This window comes from Georgenia alba, from assembly GCF_042665525.1.
Lineage (GTDB): Bacteria > Actinomycetota > Actinomycetes > Actinomycetales > Actinomycetaceae > Allobogoriella > Allobogoriella alba.
In genome coordinates this window covers 1,221,409-1,235,579 of the sequence record NZ_JBHTCQ010000001.1, presented here as the reverse complement: position 1 = coordinate 1,235,579, position 14,171 = coordinate 1,221,409, and the positions used below count along the sequence as shown (strand labels likewise).

Sequence of the window (14,171 nt, the reverse complement as noted above, 5' to 3'; positions counted from 1 at the left end):
TTACGGCGCCTGCGCGCCCAGCTGGGTCACCCTGCCGGTGTCCGCGTCGAGGAGCTCGGCGATCCGGTCGTCCCGGAACGCCGCGGACACCTCCTCCAGCAGCAGCTCGTCGAGCAGCACGATCGACTGCGTGCCGTCCGGGCTCCAGCCCGTCCCGACCGTGGGGGCGGTGAGGAAGCGGATGCCGGCACGGTCCAGGTCCCGCAGGCCGATGGCGAGCCCGAGCAGACGGGGGACGCCGAGCCCTTCGTCCACGGCGACCGACCGCATGAGGGTCCAGGCGATGCGGAGGGCCTGGGACGGGTCGTCGAGCACGCCACGTTCCTCGGCGGCCTCCATCACCGCCCGCAGCCAAGCCTGCTGGCGCTGCACCCTGCCGAGGTCGCCTCCTGGCACGTCGTACCGCTCCCGCGTGTACGCCAGTGCCTGTGCGCCGTCGAGCACGCGGCTCCCGGCCTCGAGGGTGGTCCCGCCCGTGGTGAGCGGCTGGGAGAGGGTGAGCTCGACCCCGCCGAGGTCGTCCGTGAGCCCCACGAAGGAGGAGAAGTCGGCGACCGCCACGTGGTCGATCCGGATGCCCGTCAGTGCCTCCAGCGTCTCGACCATGAGTGCCGGTCCCCCGAAGGAGAACGCCGCGTTGATCTTGCCCGGCCCGTGCCCAGGGATCTCCACCCACGAGTCGCGCGGGACGGACATGGCCGTGACGCTCCGGCGGTCTCCGGCCACCTGGACGAGCATGATGGCGTCGGCCCGCTGGCCTCCGTAGACCCAGTCCCCCGGATCGTCTGCCGTGCTGCGGGAGTCGGAGCCCAGGAGCAGCAGGTTGACGGGATCGCTCGCGTCCGCCGGCTCGTGGGACCCCGGACGGTCGGTCAGTGTCCCGAACGGGTCACCGAGGCGCTCGAAGGTCGGCGACGGCGAGTCGCGCAGGACCGGCACGCCGGCCAGGGCGCCGGCGAGCATGAGCACGAACGCGGCCAGGGCGATGCCCAGGGCCAGGCCGGTCCTTCGCCGTCGTGCGGGCTCCACCGCACTCTCCCACTCGAACACGTGACGGAGCCTGGCGGCCGCGACCCAAGATCACGGCCGAACGGCCGCCCGTCCAGGGTGATCGCCGGGTGATCCGGCAAGGTGAGCCGTTCGTGGTCTCGCCCTACGTGGCCGGAATGCCCACGTAGATCGTCTCGAGGAACTCCTCGATCCCCTCGACGCCGCCCTCGCGACCGAGACCGGAGTGCTTGACGCCACCGAACGGCGCGGCCGCGTTGGAGATCAGACCCGTGTTCACGCCCACCAGGCCCACCTCGAGCCGTTCGCTCAGTCGCAGCACCCGCTGCATGTCGTTGGTGAAGATGTAGCCGGCCAGTCCGACGTCGAGGCCGTTCGCGAGCGCGATGACCTCCTCCTCGGACTCGAACGTCGCGATCGGGGCGACGGGGCCGAAGATCTCCTCCGTCATGACGGGCGAGTCCGTGGGCACGTCGGTCAGGACGGTGGGCGGGTAGAAGTAGCCCGGGCCGTCCACCGGGTCCCCGCCCAGCAGGACGCGGGCTCCCCCGTCGCGCGCCGCGCTGACCAGCTCGACGACCTTGCTGCGCTGGTCCTCGGAGATGAGCGGGCCGACGTCGGTGCCCTCCTCGATCCCGGGACCGACGCGCAGGCCGCGGAAGTTCTCGGTGAGCGCGTTCGCGAAGTCATCGGCGATGGAGCGGTGCACGTAGAGCCGGTTGGCGGCCGTGCACGCCTCGCCCATGTTCCGCAGCTTGGCCAGCCGGGCCCCGGCGACCGCGGCGTCGAGGTCGGCGTCCTCGAAGACGAGGAACGGTGCGCAGCCGCCGAGCTCCATCGAGGTGCGCAGCACGTTGTCCGCGGCCTCCTTCAGCAGCGCGGACCCGACCGCGGTGGAGCCGGTGAAGGACAGCTTGCGCAGCCGCCGGTCCTGGATGATCGGGCCGGTGACCGGCTGGGCGGTGTTGGTCGGGATGATGTTGACGACGCCGTCCGGGACGCCGACCTCGCGGAGGATCTGCCCGAAGGCGAGTGCGGTCAGCGGCGTCGCGTTGGCGGGCTTGAGGATGGTGGTGCACCCGGCCGCGAGCGCGGGCGCGATCTTCCGGGTGGCCATGGCGAGCGGGAAGTTCCACGGCGTGATGAACAGGCAGGGACCCACCGGCCGCTTGGTGGTCAGGATCCGGAGCGTTCCCTCCGGGGCGGTCTGGTAACGCCCGTTGATGCGGGGCGCCTCCTCGGAGAACCAGCGCAGGAACTCCGCACCGTAGGTGACCTCGCCGCGGGCGTCCGCCAGCGGCTTGCCCATCTCGAGGGTCATGAGCGTGGCGAGGTCGTCCGCGCGCTCGATGGTCAGCTCCCACGCGGCGCGGAGCAGCTCGGCGCGGGTCCGGGGTGCGGTCGCGGCCCACTCGGCCTGCGCGGCCGCGGCGGCGTCGAGGGCGGCCATGCCGTCCTCCGGCGTGGCGTCGGCGACGGACGTCAGCACCTCGCCGGTGGCCGGGTCGAGCACCTCGAAGGTCCCGCCACCGGAGGCGTCGCGCCACTGGCCGCCGATCAGCAGGCCGGTCGGGACGGTGGACAGGACGGCGGTCGGGTCGGTCACGGTGGTCACGGGTGCACCTTTCGTCGCGGCTGGAGTCCCTGGTTCGTTTCTACTCTTCTTGCGCGCTCCGTGCCTGCGCGTCTCGGTGGGTCACGGTCGCGGCCAGCTCCGCCAGGACGGGCAGTAGATAGGTCCGGAACAGCGGATAGTTCTCCGCCATCGGGAAGTGCCCGATGCCGCGCATGGTGCCACCGCGCGCCCCGGGGATCGCGGCCCGCGCGGCATCGGTGTCCGCAGGCGTGCAGGCGTGGTCGTACTCGCCGGTGAGCAGGTACACCGGGCAGCGGGCGGTGTCGATGGTGGCCGCCGTCTCGCGCAGGTCGAGGTCCTCCGAGTAGAAATACGTGTCGCCGCGGTAGATCCCCGGTCCTCCCTGGCTGTAGATCCACCAGACCTCGCGGCGGGATTCCTCCGGGGCGTTCGGCGCCATGAGGCTGGCGGTCCAGGAGGGCACCACGTGCTGCGCGTTCACGTCCGGATGCAGCGGCCAGTCCTGGAAGCGGCCCGTCAGGCTCAGGGCACCGGAGAGCCCGATGACGCCGCCCCAGCGGTCCGGGTCCCGCCGGGCCAGCTCGAGCACCAGGGATCCGCCCATGGAGCAGCCGAGCACCACGGGCCGGTCCAGGCCGAGCGCGCTGGCGACGTCCTCGACGAGGGTCGCGTAGGTCTCTGTGGTGAGCAGGTACTCCCGGCGCCACCAGCCCGGCGGCGGGAGCGAGCGCCCGTGCGCCGGGAGATCGAAGGCGATCACGCGCCAGCGGTCGGTCACCGCGGGGTCGGCGAGCAGGTGGCGGTACTGGCGGGAGTCCGCGCCGGCGGTGTGCAGGGCGAGCAGCACCGGGACGTCCGGATCGTCCGGCCCGGCCATCTCGACGTAGATGCGGTGTTCGGCACCGCCGGAGCGGAGCCGCAGGTACCGGCCGACGACGTCCTCGAACCGAGGCGCCGCGCCCTGGCCTGCCTTCGCCCGGGCGTCCCGCACCGATGGTTCGCTGCCGACGCCCTTGGCGAGCTCGACGAGGCGGGTCAGCACCCGCAGGTGGCGGATCATCACCTCGCGGCCCGTAACGATCTCGATCCCGTCGTCGGCCTTCGTCAACGACAGCAGGTCGTGCCGACGCGGCGCGGCAGAGGGGTCGGCAAGCTCGCGCCACACGTCGCGGGGTGCCCGAAGGACCAGACGGTCCTCCTGCGACCCGACGTCGGACACCCCTTCCCTGTGGTGCGTCGCCGAGCCGGGAGGTCCGTCGTCGTGCTCGAGACGCACGACTCCGCCGTCGTAGCCGAGGACGTACCGCTCGCCCTCCGTGGTCCACGCGTCGACGACGAAGCGTGAGAACCGTCCGACGTGCGCGTTCTCCGCATCGGAGCCCACGGCGTGGAGCCACGTCTCGAGCCACGGCTGCCATGCGCTGGTGGGCATCAGATCTCCCTGTGCGAGTCGGCGGCGTTGCGTATGACCGTAATACCGTGTCACGATCCTCCGCCAGGACCTGCTCGAAGGAGGACCACCGTGACGATCCCGTTGCGCCGCGAGGCCGCGCCGCTGCGCGCCCAGGCCGTCGCGGTGCTGCGCCAGCAGATCGTCTCCGGCGCCTACCGGCCGGGCGAACGGCTGGTCGAGAAGCGACTCGAGCAGGACCTCGGAGTCTCCCGGACCGTCATCCGGGAGGCGCTGCGGCAGCTGGAGAGCCAGCAGCTCATCACGCTGAAGCCGAACGTCGGGCCGATCGTCACCGTGCTGACCGCGGAGAACGCCACGCACCTGTATCAGGTGCGGGCGGCGCTGGAAGGGACGGCAGCGCGACTCGCGGCCGAGCACGCCACCGCGGAGGACGTCTCGTCCCTCCGGGCGCTCATCGAGAGGTTCCGGGTTGCGGGCGAGAGTGGCGAGCCGGAGCGGCTGGTGACCACCAAGGACGAGTTCTACGCGGCCCTGGTGGCCGCGGCCGGCAACCCGGTCATCGAAGAGATGCTCGGCAACGTGCAGGCGCGAATCTCGCTGCTGCGGGCCTACACCCTCGAGGTTCCGGGGCGGGCCACGCAGAGTCACGCGGAGCTCTCGGCAGTCATCGACGCGATCGAGGCGCGCCATCCGGACCTGGCCGAGTCGCGCACCCGCGAGCACGTCCGCGCCGCCCAGGCCATCGCGCTGACCCACTTCGCCGAGGCGCCGCCGGCCGCCGGCGCCGCCCCGCACACGACGACCCCACCGGAGGCCACGGCATGACCACCCTGTTCGTCGGGCTGGGGCGCATGGGCCTGCCCATGGCGCGCCGCTACGCGGCCGTCCACGACGTCACCCTGCACGACGCCGACGCCGCCGCACTCCGGCGGGCCGCGGTCGAGCTGGGAGCGACCGCGCTCAAGGATCTGACGGACCTGGCGCAGATCGACGTCGTCATCCTCATGGTTCCCTCGTCCCGCGTGGTCGAGGCGATCCTCGAGGGCGCGGGCTCACCCGGCGGGACGGGGCTGCTCGGTCGGCTGGAACCCGGCGGCCTGGTCATCGACATGAGCTCCTCCGAGCCGGACAGCACGCAACGACTCGCGGCCGCGGCGGCCGAGCGCGGCGTCGGGTACGTCGACGCCCCCGTCTCCGGCGGCGTCGCCAAGGCCGTCAGCGGCGAGCTGTCGATCATGGTCGGCGGTGCCGGCGCCGACGTCGACCGGGCCATGACGCATCTGCAGCCCATGGCGGGCGCCATCACCCGGGTCGGTCCCTCCGGTGCAGGCCACGCGGCGAAGGCGCTGAACAACCTGCTGTCCGCCACCAACATCGCCGCGGCCGCCGAGGTGCTCGCCGTCGCCGGCCGGTTCGGCATCGACCCGGCCGTCATGATCGACGTCGTCAACGCCTCCACCGGCCGGTCACAGGCCAGCGAGGTCAAGTACCCCCGCCACATCCTCACCGGCACCTACGACTCCGGGTTCGCCTTCGACCTCATGGTCAAGGACATCGGCATCGCCACCGCCCTGGCCCAGACCCACGAGGTCCCCCTCGAGGTCACCGGCGCCGCGGCCCACACGGCACGCGAGGCGGCGGCGCATCACCCGGAGGACCACACCGAGCTGGCCCGGTACGTCGCCGCACGCGCCGGGACCGACCTGCGCTCGCGCAGCGAGCGCCGAACCGACACCGACACGGAGGACGCATGAGCGACGCCGCCCAGCAGTACATCGACGACATGGCCACCTCGCGGGGCTACGTCCTCGACTACCACAAGGTCATGGCCAAGCACGACTTCGACGTCCTGCAGGCCGCCAACGGCGTCGTGAAGGCCGCGTACCTCGAACAGCGGACCTTGGACCGGAAGACCAAGGAGCTCATCTTCATCGTGACCCTCACCGTGATGCGTGCCTCCAAGGGACACATCCAGAGCCACATCCGCGTCGCGCTCGACCTGGGCCTGAGCCCGCGGGAGATCCTCGAGGCCATCGAGATCTCTCTGCCCGAGGCCGGCATCGTCGCCTTCCAGGCCGGCGTCGAGGCCTGGCGCGAGGTCACCGGAGCCGACGGCATCGAGCCGACCGTCACCGTCCACGAGGGCGGCTCCGGCTCGGAGGCCTGACCCACCCGCTGACGCCGCGGGGGCGTCGCCGACAAGGAAGTCGAGGTTTCCCATGAAGAGACGCACGGCGAACTACATCGTCCTGACGACCTTCTTCGTGCTCTACCTGGCCACGTGGCTGCCGTACTTCGGGGTGGTCAACGCCCCGTCGTTCATCGGCCCGTTCCCGCAGCCCATGGCGTTCGGCCTGGCGATCAACGTCGTCAACACGGCCCTCGTGGTGGTCGTGTACTTCGCGTTCTTCCGGCCCTACGCCCGGCGCATGCGGCACTACCACGAGCAGGAGGCCGAGGAGCGCGAGGGGACGAAGGAGGACGGGTTCTGATGAGCATCACCGTCGCGACGGTCATCACCCTGATCACCTTCCTCCTCATCCTCGTCGGCATCAGCCTGGGCGCATCCCGCCTCAACAAGCAGACACCCGACGACTTCTTCCTCGCCGACCGCGGCCTGGGCACGGTCGTGCTCATGATGACCACGGGCGCGAGCTTCTTCTCCACGTGGACGCTGCTCGGCGCCGTCGGATCCTTCTACCGGGACGGCGTCTGGTTCTGGGCGTTCCCCGCCTGGACCGTCGTGCACGCCATGTTCATCTGGGTCTTCGGCTCCCGGATCTGGCAGCTCGGCCGGAAGTTCGGCTTCGTCACGCCGGGCGACATGGTCGAGCACTACTACGGCAGCCCGACGCTGCGGGTCCTCTTCGCCGTCTGCGGGATCGTCGGGCTGGTGCCGTACATGATGATCCAGATCATCGGCGGTGCCGGGGCCATGTCCACCCTCACCGGCGGGGCCATCCCCTACTGGGTGGGCATCGTCGTCCTCGGCCTGCTCGTCGGCGTCCTCGTCACCCTCGCGGGCGGCCGAGGCGCCGCGTGGACGGACACCTTCATGGGCTTCTTCTTCGGCGTCGTGCTGACCATCATCATGATGACGTTCCTCAGCTCCGCCGGCTGGTTCGACGGGTTCCGGAACCTGCAGGAGGTCGCCCCCGAGATTCTCACCAACAAGGGCGAGCCGTGGACCATCGTGGACACGACCATCGGCCTGGCGCTCGGTTTCTGGGTCATGCCCCACATGTGGCAGAAGTACTACTCGGCCCGCTCGGCGATGAACCTCGCGAAGGCTGCCGCCATCACGCCGCTGTGGAACACCTGGATCATGGCGATGGGCGCCTGCGTCATCGGGATGCTCGCCTGGACGCCCGGCCTCATCGACGGGCTCTCGGCGGAGAACAGCGACCAGATCATCCCGCTGTACTTCGCCCAGCACGCGCCGGTGTTCGGGGCCGTGGTGGTCGTGGCGATCGTGGCCGCGGGGATCTCGACCGTGAACAGCCAGCTGCTCTCCTCGGGCAGCCTGCTCACCTCCGACCTGTACGTGCGGTTCGCCAAGCGGGACGCGACGCCGCGACTGCGCACGGTCGTGGGCCGCGCATGCGTCCTGAGCCTCACGGCGCTGGTGTGCATCCTCGGGTTCACGCCCGCGGCCCAGGACTTCCTGGTGCCGCTCGCCGACCGGGGCTTCGCGATCGGCAGCCAGCTGGTCCCGGCCGCCCTCGGCCCGTTGGTGTGGCGCCGCGCCACCCGGTCCGGGGCCCTCGCCTCGGTGATCGTCGGAGAGCTCGTGGTGCTCGCCGTCGTCCTCGGTCTCTCGCCGCTGCCGTACGGCCCGGCGATGACGGGTCTGCTCGTGGGCCTGCCGGTGTTCGTGATCGTCTCTCTGGCCACACCCTCGCAGGTGCGGCCGGTGCAGCACGAGTACCACGACTCGCTGGCGAAGGGCCTCTACGGCGTGACGCCGAGCCGCCGACCGAGCGCGGCCGCGACCAGGTGAGGGCCCGAGACGTGAGGTCGGCAGACGTGAGCCCGTCGGACGAGAGGACGCACGCATGGTGAAGGTCGCGGTGGTGCAGGCCGGGTCGGTGCCGTTCGACCCGGCGGCGACGACCGAGAAGGCCGTCGGGCTGATCGCCGAGGCAGGGCGGAACGGCGCGACGACGGCGCTCTTCCCGGAGGCGTTCCTCGGCACCTACCCGAAGGGCCTGACGTTCGGCAGCCCGGTGGGCCGGCGCACCGAGCAGGGCCGCGAGGAGTACGCCCGGTACGCCGCAGGCGCCGTCACGCTCGACGGGCCCGAGCTGACCACGATCGCGGAGGCGTCCGCCGAGCACGGGGTGTTCGTGGTCCTCGGGATCATCGAGCGGTACGGCAGCACGCTGTACTGCACCGCCGTGATGATCGATCCGGCACGCGGCCGGGTCGGCCACCACCGCAAGCTCATGCCGACCGGCGCCGAGCGGCTGGTCTGGGGTTTCGGCGACGGTTCCACGCTGCCGGTGGTCGACTCCCCCGCCGGACGCCTCGGCGCGGTGATCTGCTGGGAGAACTACATGCCGGCGCTGCGGCAGGCGATGTACGGCCAGCATCTCGACGTCTACTGCGCCCCGACGGCGGACGACCGGGACACCTGGCCCGCCTCCATGCGGCACATCGCCCTGGAGGGCCGCTGCTTCGTGCTCTCCGCGTGCCAGTACGTCACCCGCGACGACTACCCCGCGGACTACGAGACCGCCTTCGGGGCCGAGCCCGGCTCGGTGCTCATGCGCGGCGGCAGCCTCATCGTGGACCCGTCCGGGACCGTCCTCGCGGGGCCGGTCTACGAGGAGGAGACGATCCTGTACGCCGACCTCGACCCCCGGATGCGGGCCCGCTGGCACCTCGACTTCGACGTGGTCGGGCACTATGCCCGGCCGGATGTGTTCGAGCTGCGGGTCGACCGGCGTCCCAAGCAGGCCGTCACGTTCCAGGACCCGCCGCACCAGAGCGCACCCGACCGGGACACAGCGCGCTGATGACGTCCCCGCTCGAGGCCCTGCGCCGCCCCGTCCTCGCCGCCCCGATGGCCGGCGGACCCTCCACGCCAGCGCTGGTGCGCGCCGCCGTCGAGGCGGGCGGATCGGGGTTCCTCGCGGCCGGCTACCTCAGCGCCGAGCGGCTTGCCGAGCAGGTGACCGAGGTGGGCCGCGACGCGGAGATCTTCGGTGCGAACCTCTTCGTGCCCGAGGCCGACGAGATCCGACCGGAGGTGCGCGCGTACCGCGACCGGCTCGCTGCCGCGCACCCGGCCCTGGCCGTGCCGGACCCGCACCCGGACGATGACGGGTGGCAGGAGAAGCTCGAGGTGGTCCGCGAGGCAGGCGTACCGCTGGTGTCCTTCACCTTCGGCTTCCCGCCGGCGGACGCCGTCCACACGCTGCACCGGGCCGGAGCCACGGTGATCGCCACCGTGACGACGGCGGCGGAGGCCCGGTCCGCGCTGGAGCGCGGCGCGGACGTGCTGTGCGTCCAGGGGCCGGCCGCCGGCGGGCACCGCGGCACGTTCGACCAGACGGTGGAGCCGCCGGCCGAGCCGCTCGAGGACCTGCTGAGGTCCCTGCGCGGCGCCGCACCGATCGTGGCCGCGGGCGGCCTGACCACCCCCGCCGCGGTGGCCGCGGCACGCGAGGCGGGGGCCGCCGTCGTGCAGGTGGGGACGGCGTTGCTGGTCGCGGACGAGGCCGGCACCGACCCCACCCACCGCCGCGAGCTGCTCGCCGGACAGCGGGAGACAACGCTGACCCGCGCCTTCAGCGGACGCTGGGCGCGTGGGCTGCTCAACGAGTTCATGACCACGCACGCCGACGCCCCGGCGGGGTACCCGTTCCTCAACCAGCTCACAGGCCCGGTCCGGGCGGCCGCTAGGCGCGCCGGCGACCCGGAGGCGATGTCCATGTGGGCCGGCGAGCGCTACCGCGACGCCCGGCCCGGACCGGCGGGCGAGATCCTCGAGCGGCTGGTGCGGTCACATGGCTGACGGGACGTACGAGATCGCCGTCGTCCGGCACGGCACGGCACCGACCACCCGGCGGGAGGTCTACCTCAACCACCACCTCTACGGCGAGGACGACGGGCCGAACCCGACCGACTACTACCTGTGGGTCATCCGCAACGAGGCCCGGACCGTGCTGGTCGACACCGGCTTCTCGGCGGCCGCCGCGGCACGGCGGGGCAAGCAGGTCCTCGTCCCGCCCGCCGCGGCGTACGAGGCGCTCGGTGTGGATCTGGCGGCGCCGCACCAGCTGATCGTCACGCACTGCCACTACGACCACATCGGCAACGTCGACCTGCTGCCGTCGGCGCAGATCGTCATCTCCCGGACGGAGCGGGACTTCTGGTTCTCCCCCATGGCCCAGAAGCTGCTCATCGGCTACTTCGCCGAGGAGGATGAGCTCGCCGCTCTGCGCCGGGCCGAGGACGAGGGGCGTATGCGGGCGTTCGTCGGGCACGCCGAGGTGGCACCGGGGATCGACCTGCTCGAGGTCGGCGGGCACACACCCGGGCAGAGCGTGGTGCTGGTCGAGACGCCGGCCGGTCGAGTGCTGCTGGCCTCGGACGCCGTGCACTTCCGCCGTGAGATGGACGAGGACATGCCGTTCGCGGCGGTCACCGACCTGCCGGGGCTGTACAAGGGCCTGGACCTGGCGCGTGACTACCGCGAGGACGGTGTCCGGGTCATCACCGGGCACGACCCGGCCGAGCTCGACGAGCTGCGTCGGCTCGACGGGCCGTTCGCGGAGCACATCGGACTCATCGACTGACCCCGCGCCGGCGATCTGCACCGCGACCGCCCGGCGCACCTCGCCACCACCCCCCTCAAGAGCCGCGACCCGGCGCTGCCCTGCGACCGGGAGGAAGGACACCGACGATGACGTCAGAACGGACAACCGCCCCCGGGAGGACGACCACCACCGGCGGCCGCCGCCGCGGCATCTCCGGCCGCCGGATCGGCCTCGTCCTGGGCCCGGTCCTCTTCCTCGTCGTGGAGCTGGGACCGGAGCTGGGCTCGATGGGTGGCGATGCCCAGCACGTCCTCGCCGCAACGCTCTGGATCGCCACCTGGTGGGTGACCGAGGCGATCCCGCTGGCCGCGACCGCGCTGCTGCCGGTCATCCTGCTGCCGCTGCTGGGCGTGACGAGCTACGACGACGTCGTCACCAGGTACGCGGACGACATCATCCTGCTGTTCCTCGGCGGGTTCGTGATCGCGGCCGCGCTCGAGAAGGTCAACCTCCACCGGCGCATCGCGCTGTCGATCATCAACGTGCTGGGCACCAACCCGAGCCGGCTGGTCCTCGGTTTCATCCTCTCGACGACCTTCGTCTCGCTGTGGATCTCCAACACGGCGACCGCGATGATGATGGTGCCGATCGCGATGTCGATCCTGAGTCAGTTCACCTTCGACGCCGTGGACGACCGCAAGCGGCGCAACCTCGAACGTGCGCTCCTGTTCGCCACGGCGTACGGCGCGACGGCGGGCGGGATGGGCACGCTCATCTCCGGCACCCCGAACCCGATCTTCGCCGCGCAGTCTCGCGAGATGTTCGACACCGAGATCGGCTTCGGGCAGTTCATGCTGTTCGGCACCCCGGTCGCCTTCCTGTTCGCGCTGATCATCTGGCTCTTTCTCACCCGTGTCGCCTTCCGCCTCGACCGGCGCGAGATCCCGGGCGCCAAGGAGGTGGTGCGCCGAGAGCTCGCCGGGCTCGGGCCGATGGCGCGCGACGAGCGGCTCGTCCTGGCCGTCATCACGTGCGTGGCGCTGCTGTGGATCACCCGCTCGTTCTTCCTCGTCGAGCTGCTGCCCGAGATCTCCGACGGGATGATCTCCATCGCCGGCCTGGTGGCCCTGTTCCTCCTGCCGGCGGCCCGGGACGACGACGAGAGCCGCGCGGCCACGCGATCACGCATCCTGACCTGGCAGGACACGCGCAAGGTTCCGTGGGACGTCCTGATCCTCTTCGGCGGCGGTCTCGCGATCGCGAGCGGCTTCGAGGTGTCGGGGCTCTCGGAGTGGGTCGGCGAGCAGCTCGGCGTCCTCGAGGGCGTGCCGACCGCCGTGGTGGTCTTCGCCGGCGCCAGCCTCGTGCTGCTCCTCACCGAGATCACTTCGAACACGGCGACCGCCACGCTGATCGTTCCCGTCTTCGGGGTCGTCGGGAACTCGATCGGGATCGACCCGGTCACGTTGATGATGGCCGCGGCGCTGGGCGCGAACTTCGCGTTCATGCTCCCGGTGGCCACCCCGCCCAACGCGATCATCTACGGCACCGGGAAGATCACCATCGGCGAGATGGTCCGGGTCGGCTTCGCGCTGAACCTGGTCAGCGCCGTCGTCGTCACGGTGGTCCTGCTGACCTGGTTCCCGGTGGTGTTCTGAGGCGCACGCACGTGGGCCGCCACCTCGCGGTGGCGGCCCACGTCTCGGGTGCGGCGACGGCCGGCCTCAGCCCGCCGTCGTCACGGTCACGCCTGCGGCGTGGCCGGCGGCGCCTCCGGCGCCGAGGGCGGGGTGTCCGCCACACGGCGACCGTTCGGCTGCGAGGCCGAGGTGACGCGGTCGTAGACGGCCGGCCAGAACCGATCCTTGGCCGCCCAGACACCACCGACACCGAACTTGATCACGAGGATCAGGCCCAGCGAGCCGACGATGACGTTGAACAGCGTGTCGACGATGCCCGCCGCGATGCCGACCTGGTCGATGGCGGCGAAGACCCCGATGACCCAGATGGCGCCGACGATGATGCTCAGGAGGAGATTCCCCGCGGGCATCCGGACGATGGCCGGACCGAACAGCGACTTGATGGCGTTGGCCACGGCGCCGGTGATGACGACGATGACCAGTGCGACGAAGATCTGCGGCAGCAGCGCGACGAGGCTGTTGAGCAGCTCCTCGAGTGCGACGATGCCGAGGCTTGCGATCGCCAGCTGCAGCGCGATGAGGACGATCGCGAAGTAGAGGATCTTCGCGAGCAGGCGGGATCCGTCACCGAAACCCATCCGCTCCATCGGCGCCGCGATACCGGCGCGCTGCAACAGGTTGCCGAACCGCACCTTGCGCATGACGGTGACGACAGCCTTCTCGATGACCTTGGCGACGATCCATCCGATGAAGAGGATGACCAGCGCCGCCAGAAGCCTCGGCACGAACGCGACGAGTGAGCCCAGGGTGTCCTGGAGACTCTGTGTGAGGTCCATGCGAATGCATTCCTTTCGGTGTGTGCGAAAGGCCCCCCTGCTTGGGCCACATTGCCCGCCAGACGTTAGAGCAACGTCCGCGATCGAGCCAGTTGCGGTCCCGCAGCGCGGAACAGACCGCCGCTCAGAGCGACATCTGTCCGGCCGGCCCCTCGATCGTGAGCGAGAGGCGTCCGGGGCCCTCGCGCACCTCGAGGTCTACCCCGATCGCGGCGAGCACGGCGCCGATCCGTTCTGGGTCCGGATGGGTCGCCGACAGGCTCGCGAGCGTCAGCCGCGGCCCGATCGTGCGCGCAGGTGTGACCGTCTCGCCCCAGTCGATGAGGAACGGCACGACGCCGGAAGGCTCCACGAAGTTCGGTGTGAGGCGCCACTGCAGAAGCGTGCCGTCATCCGTACGACGTGCCCCGTCGTAGGGCTCGCCGAGGTCGAGGCCGGCGTCGCGGGCGGCGGCGAGCGCCCGCGCCACCGACGGCGGGTGCGCGGCCCAGGTGGCGGCCGATGTGGTCGTGGCGTCGTCGACGCGGAACGGGCGCGCGCCCGTGAAGGAGGTGTTGTCCGGGTCCGCGCCGAGAAGCTCCAGGTACGCATCGCCACCGAACGTGGCGAGGTAGTTCCGAGTGCCGAAGGTGGGGTGGACACCACCCGGCTCTAGCGCGACGCCGGTGGCATCCTCGATCGCGCGCAGGGCGCCGGGAAGGTCTGGCGTCGTGACGACGACGTGGTCGAGGTGGCGGGGCGCGGTGGAGGTCATGCCCCTCTCCTACGGCATCGCCGCGGCGTGCACAAGGCGCCCGTTGCACGCAGACGGACAGCCCGCGCGGACCGGAACAAACCTGCAAACGCATCGAGCGATGCGGCCGACACGCGGCTGACCTCGGTGAACATTCGATTAAGGCCCTAGCGCGATCG

At 71.3% G+C, this 14,171-nt stretch carries 14 protein-coding genes; 9 read left to right on the top strand and 5 right to left on the bottom strand.

Annotated elements, in window-relative coordinates; genetic code table 11:
• The 3 genes from ACFQQL_RS05795 to ACFQQL_RS05785 form a co-directional block, all read right to left on the bottom strand.
• Entirely contained in the window at window positions 1-1,050 is a 1,050-nt protein-coding gene (locus tag ACFQQL_RS05795) for an LCP family protein (RefSeq protein WP_382392177.1), read from the bottom strand.
• 103 nt (window positions 1,051-1,153) lie between these two features.
• Entirely contained in the window at window positions 1,154-2,623 is a 1,470-nt protein-coding gene (locus ACFQQL_RS05790; RefSeq protein ID WP_382392175.1) for an NAD-dependent succinate-semialdehyde dehydrogenase, read from the bottom strand.
• 40 nt (window positions 2,624-2,663) lie between these two features.
• Complete coding sequence (locus ACFQQL_RS05785; protein ID WP_382392173.1) at window positions 2,664-4,037, bottom strand: alpha/beta fold hydrolase; 1,374 nt, start codon at window positions 4,035-4,037, stop codon at window positions 2,664-2,666.
• Between the two features lie 90 nt (window positions 4,038-4,127).
• On the opposite strand from ACFQQL_RS05785, the gene ACFQQL_RS05780 reads away from it, so the two are divergent.
• The 9 genes from ACFQQL_RS05780 (at window position 4,128) to ACFQQL_RS05740 (ending at window position 12,441) form a co-directional block, all read left to right on the top strand.
• Window positions 4,128-4,844, top strand: a complete 717-nt coding sequence (locus ACFQQL_RS05780) for a GntR family transcriptional regulator (protein ID WP_382392171.1) — start codon at window positions 4,128-4,130, stop codon at window positions 4,842-4,844.
• Window positions 4,841-5,773, top strand: a complete 933-nt coding sequence (locus ACFQQL_RS05775) for an NAD(P)-dependent oxidoreductase (protein WP_382392169.1) — start codon at window positions 4,841-4,843, stop codon at window positions 5,771-5,773. The genes ACFQQL_RS05780 and ACFQQL_RS05775 overlap by 4 nt, the downstream gene beginning before the upstream one ends.
• Complete coding sequence (locus ACFQQL_RS05770; RefSeq protein WP_382392167.1) at window positions 5,770-6,186, top strand: carboxymuconolactone decarboxylase family protein; 417 nt, start codon at window positions 5,770-5,772, stop codon at window positions 6,184-6,186. The genes ACFQQL_RS05775 and ACFQQL_RS05770 overlap by 4 nt, the downstream gene beginning before the upstream one ends.
• Before the next feature lie 52 nt (window positions 6,187-6,238).
• Entirely contained in the window at window positions 6,239-6,511 is a 273-nt protein-coding gene (locus ACFQQL_RS05765) for a hypothetical protein (protein WP_382392165.1), read from the top strand.
• Complete coding sequence (locus ACFQQL_RS05760; RefSeq protein ID WP_382392163.1) at window positions 6,511-8,019, top strand: sodium:solute symporter family protein; 1,509 nt, start codon at window positions 6,511-6,513, stop codon at window positions 8,017-8,019. The genes ACFQQL_RS05765 and ACFQQL_RS05760 overlap by 1 nt, the downstream gene beginning before the upstream one ends.
• A gap of 55 nt (window positions 8,020-8,074) precedes the next feature.
• Complete coding sequence (locus ACFQQL_RS05755; protein WP_382392161.1) at window positions 8,075-9,037, top strand: carbon-nitrogen hydrolase family protein; 963 nt, start codon at window positions 8,075-8,077, stop codon at window positions 9,035-9,037.
• The gene (locus ACFQQL_RS05750) at window positions 9,037-10,038 is read left to right on the top strand and encodes a nitronate monooxygenase (protein WP_382392159.1); all 1,002 of its coding nucleotides are present in this window, start codon (window positions 9,037-9,039) and stop codon (window positions 10,036-10,038) included. Before ACFQQL_RS05755 ends, ACFQQL_RS05750 begins: the two co-directional genes overlap by 1 nt.
• Complete coding sequence (locus ACFQQL_RS05745) at window positions 10,031-10,822, top strand: N-acyl homoserine lactonase family protein (RefSeq protein WP_382392157.1); 792 nt, start codon at window positions 10,031-10,033, stop codon at window positions 10,820-10,822. The genes ACFQQL_RS05750 and ACFQQL_RS05745 overlap by 8 nt, the downstream gene beginning before the upstream one ends.
• 107 nt (window positions 10,823-10,929) lie before the next feature.
• A complete protein-coding gene (locus ACFQQL_RS05740) occupies window positions 10,930-12,441 on the top strand; it encodes an SLC13 family permease (protein ID WP_382392155.1) in 1,512 nt (503 codons plus the stop codon).
• An 86-nt stretch (window positions 12,442-12,527) separates the two neighbouring features.
• On the opposite strand, the gene ACFQQL_RS05735 is transcribed toward ACFQQL_RS05740, so the two are convergent.
• Together ACFQQL_RS05735 and ACFQQL_RS05730 are read right to left on the bottom strand one after the other, a co-directional pair.
• On the bottom strand, window positions 12,528-13,259 hold the full coding sequence (locus tag ACFQQL_RS05735) for a mechanosensitive ion channel family protein (RefSeq protein WP_382392153.1): 732 nt from the start codon (window positions 13,257-13,259) through the stop codon (window positions 12,528-12,530).
• Between the two features lie 124 nt (window positions 13,260-13,383).
• Entirely contained in the window at window positions 13,384-14,013 is a 630-nt protein-coding gene (locus tag ACFQQL_RS05730; protein ID WP_382392151.1) for a VOC family protein, read from the bottom strand.
• Between the last annotated feature and the right edge of the window lie 158 nt (window positions 14,014-14,171).

Coding starts and splice junctions, on each gene's coding strand:
- ACFQQL_RS05785 (WP_382392173.1), bottom strand. CDS start 4,037: ATGCCCACCAGCGCATGGCAGCCGTGGCTCGAGACGTGGCTCCACGCC.
- ACFQQL_RS05775 (WP_382392169.1), top strand. CDS start 4,841: ATGACCACCCTGTTCGTCGGGCTGGGGCGCATGGGCCTGCCCATGGCG.
- ACFQQL_RS05770 (WP_382392167.1), top strand. CDS start 5,770: ATGAGCGACGCCGCCCAGCAGTACATCGACGACATGGCCACCTCGCGG.
- ACFQQL_RS05765 (WP_382392165.1), top strand. CDS start 6,239: ATGAAGAGACGCACGGCGAACTACATCGTCCTGACGACCTTCTTCGTG.
- ACFQQL_RS05760 (WP_382392163.1), top strand. CDS start 6,511: ATGAGCATCACCGTCGCGACGGTCATCACCCTGATCACCTTCCTCCTC.
- ACFQQL_RS05755 (WP_382392161.1), top strand. CDS start 8,075: ATGGTGAAGGTCGCGGTGGTGCAGGCCGGGTCGGTGCCGTTCGACCCG.
- ACFQQL_RS05750 (WP_382392159.1), top strand. CDS start 9,037: ATGACGTCCCCGCTCGAGGCCCTGCGCCGCCCCGTCCTCGCCGCCCCG.
- ACFQQL_RS05745 (WP_382392157.1), top strand. CDS start 10,031: ATGGCTGACGGGACGTACGAGATCGCCGTCGTCCGGCACGGCACGGCA.
- ACFQQL_RS05740 (WP_382392155.1), top strand. CDS start 10,930: ATGACGTCAGAACGGACAACCGCCCCCGGGAGGACGACCACCACCGGC.
- ACFQQL_RS05735 (WP_382392153.1), bottom strand. CDS start 13,259: ATGGACCTCACACAGAGTCTCCAGGACACCCTGGGCTCACTCGTCGCG.
- ACFQQL_RS05730 (WP_382392151.1), bottom strand. CDS start 14,013: ATGACCTCCACCGCGCCCCGCCACCTCGACCACGTCGTCGTCACGACG.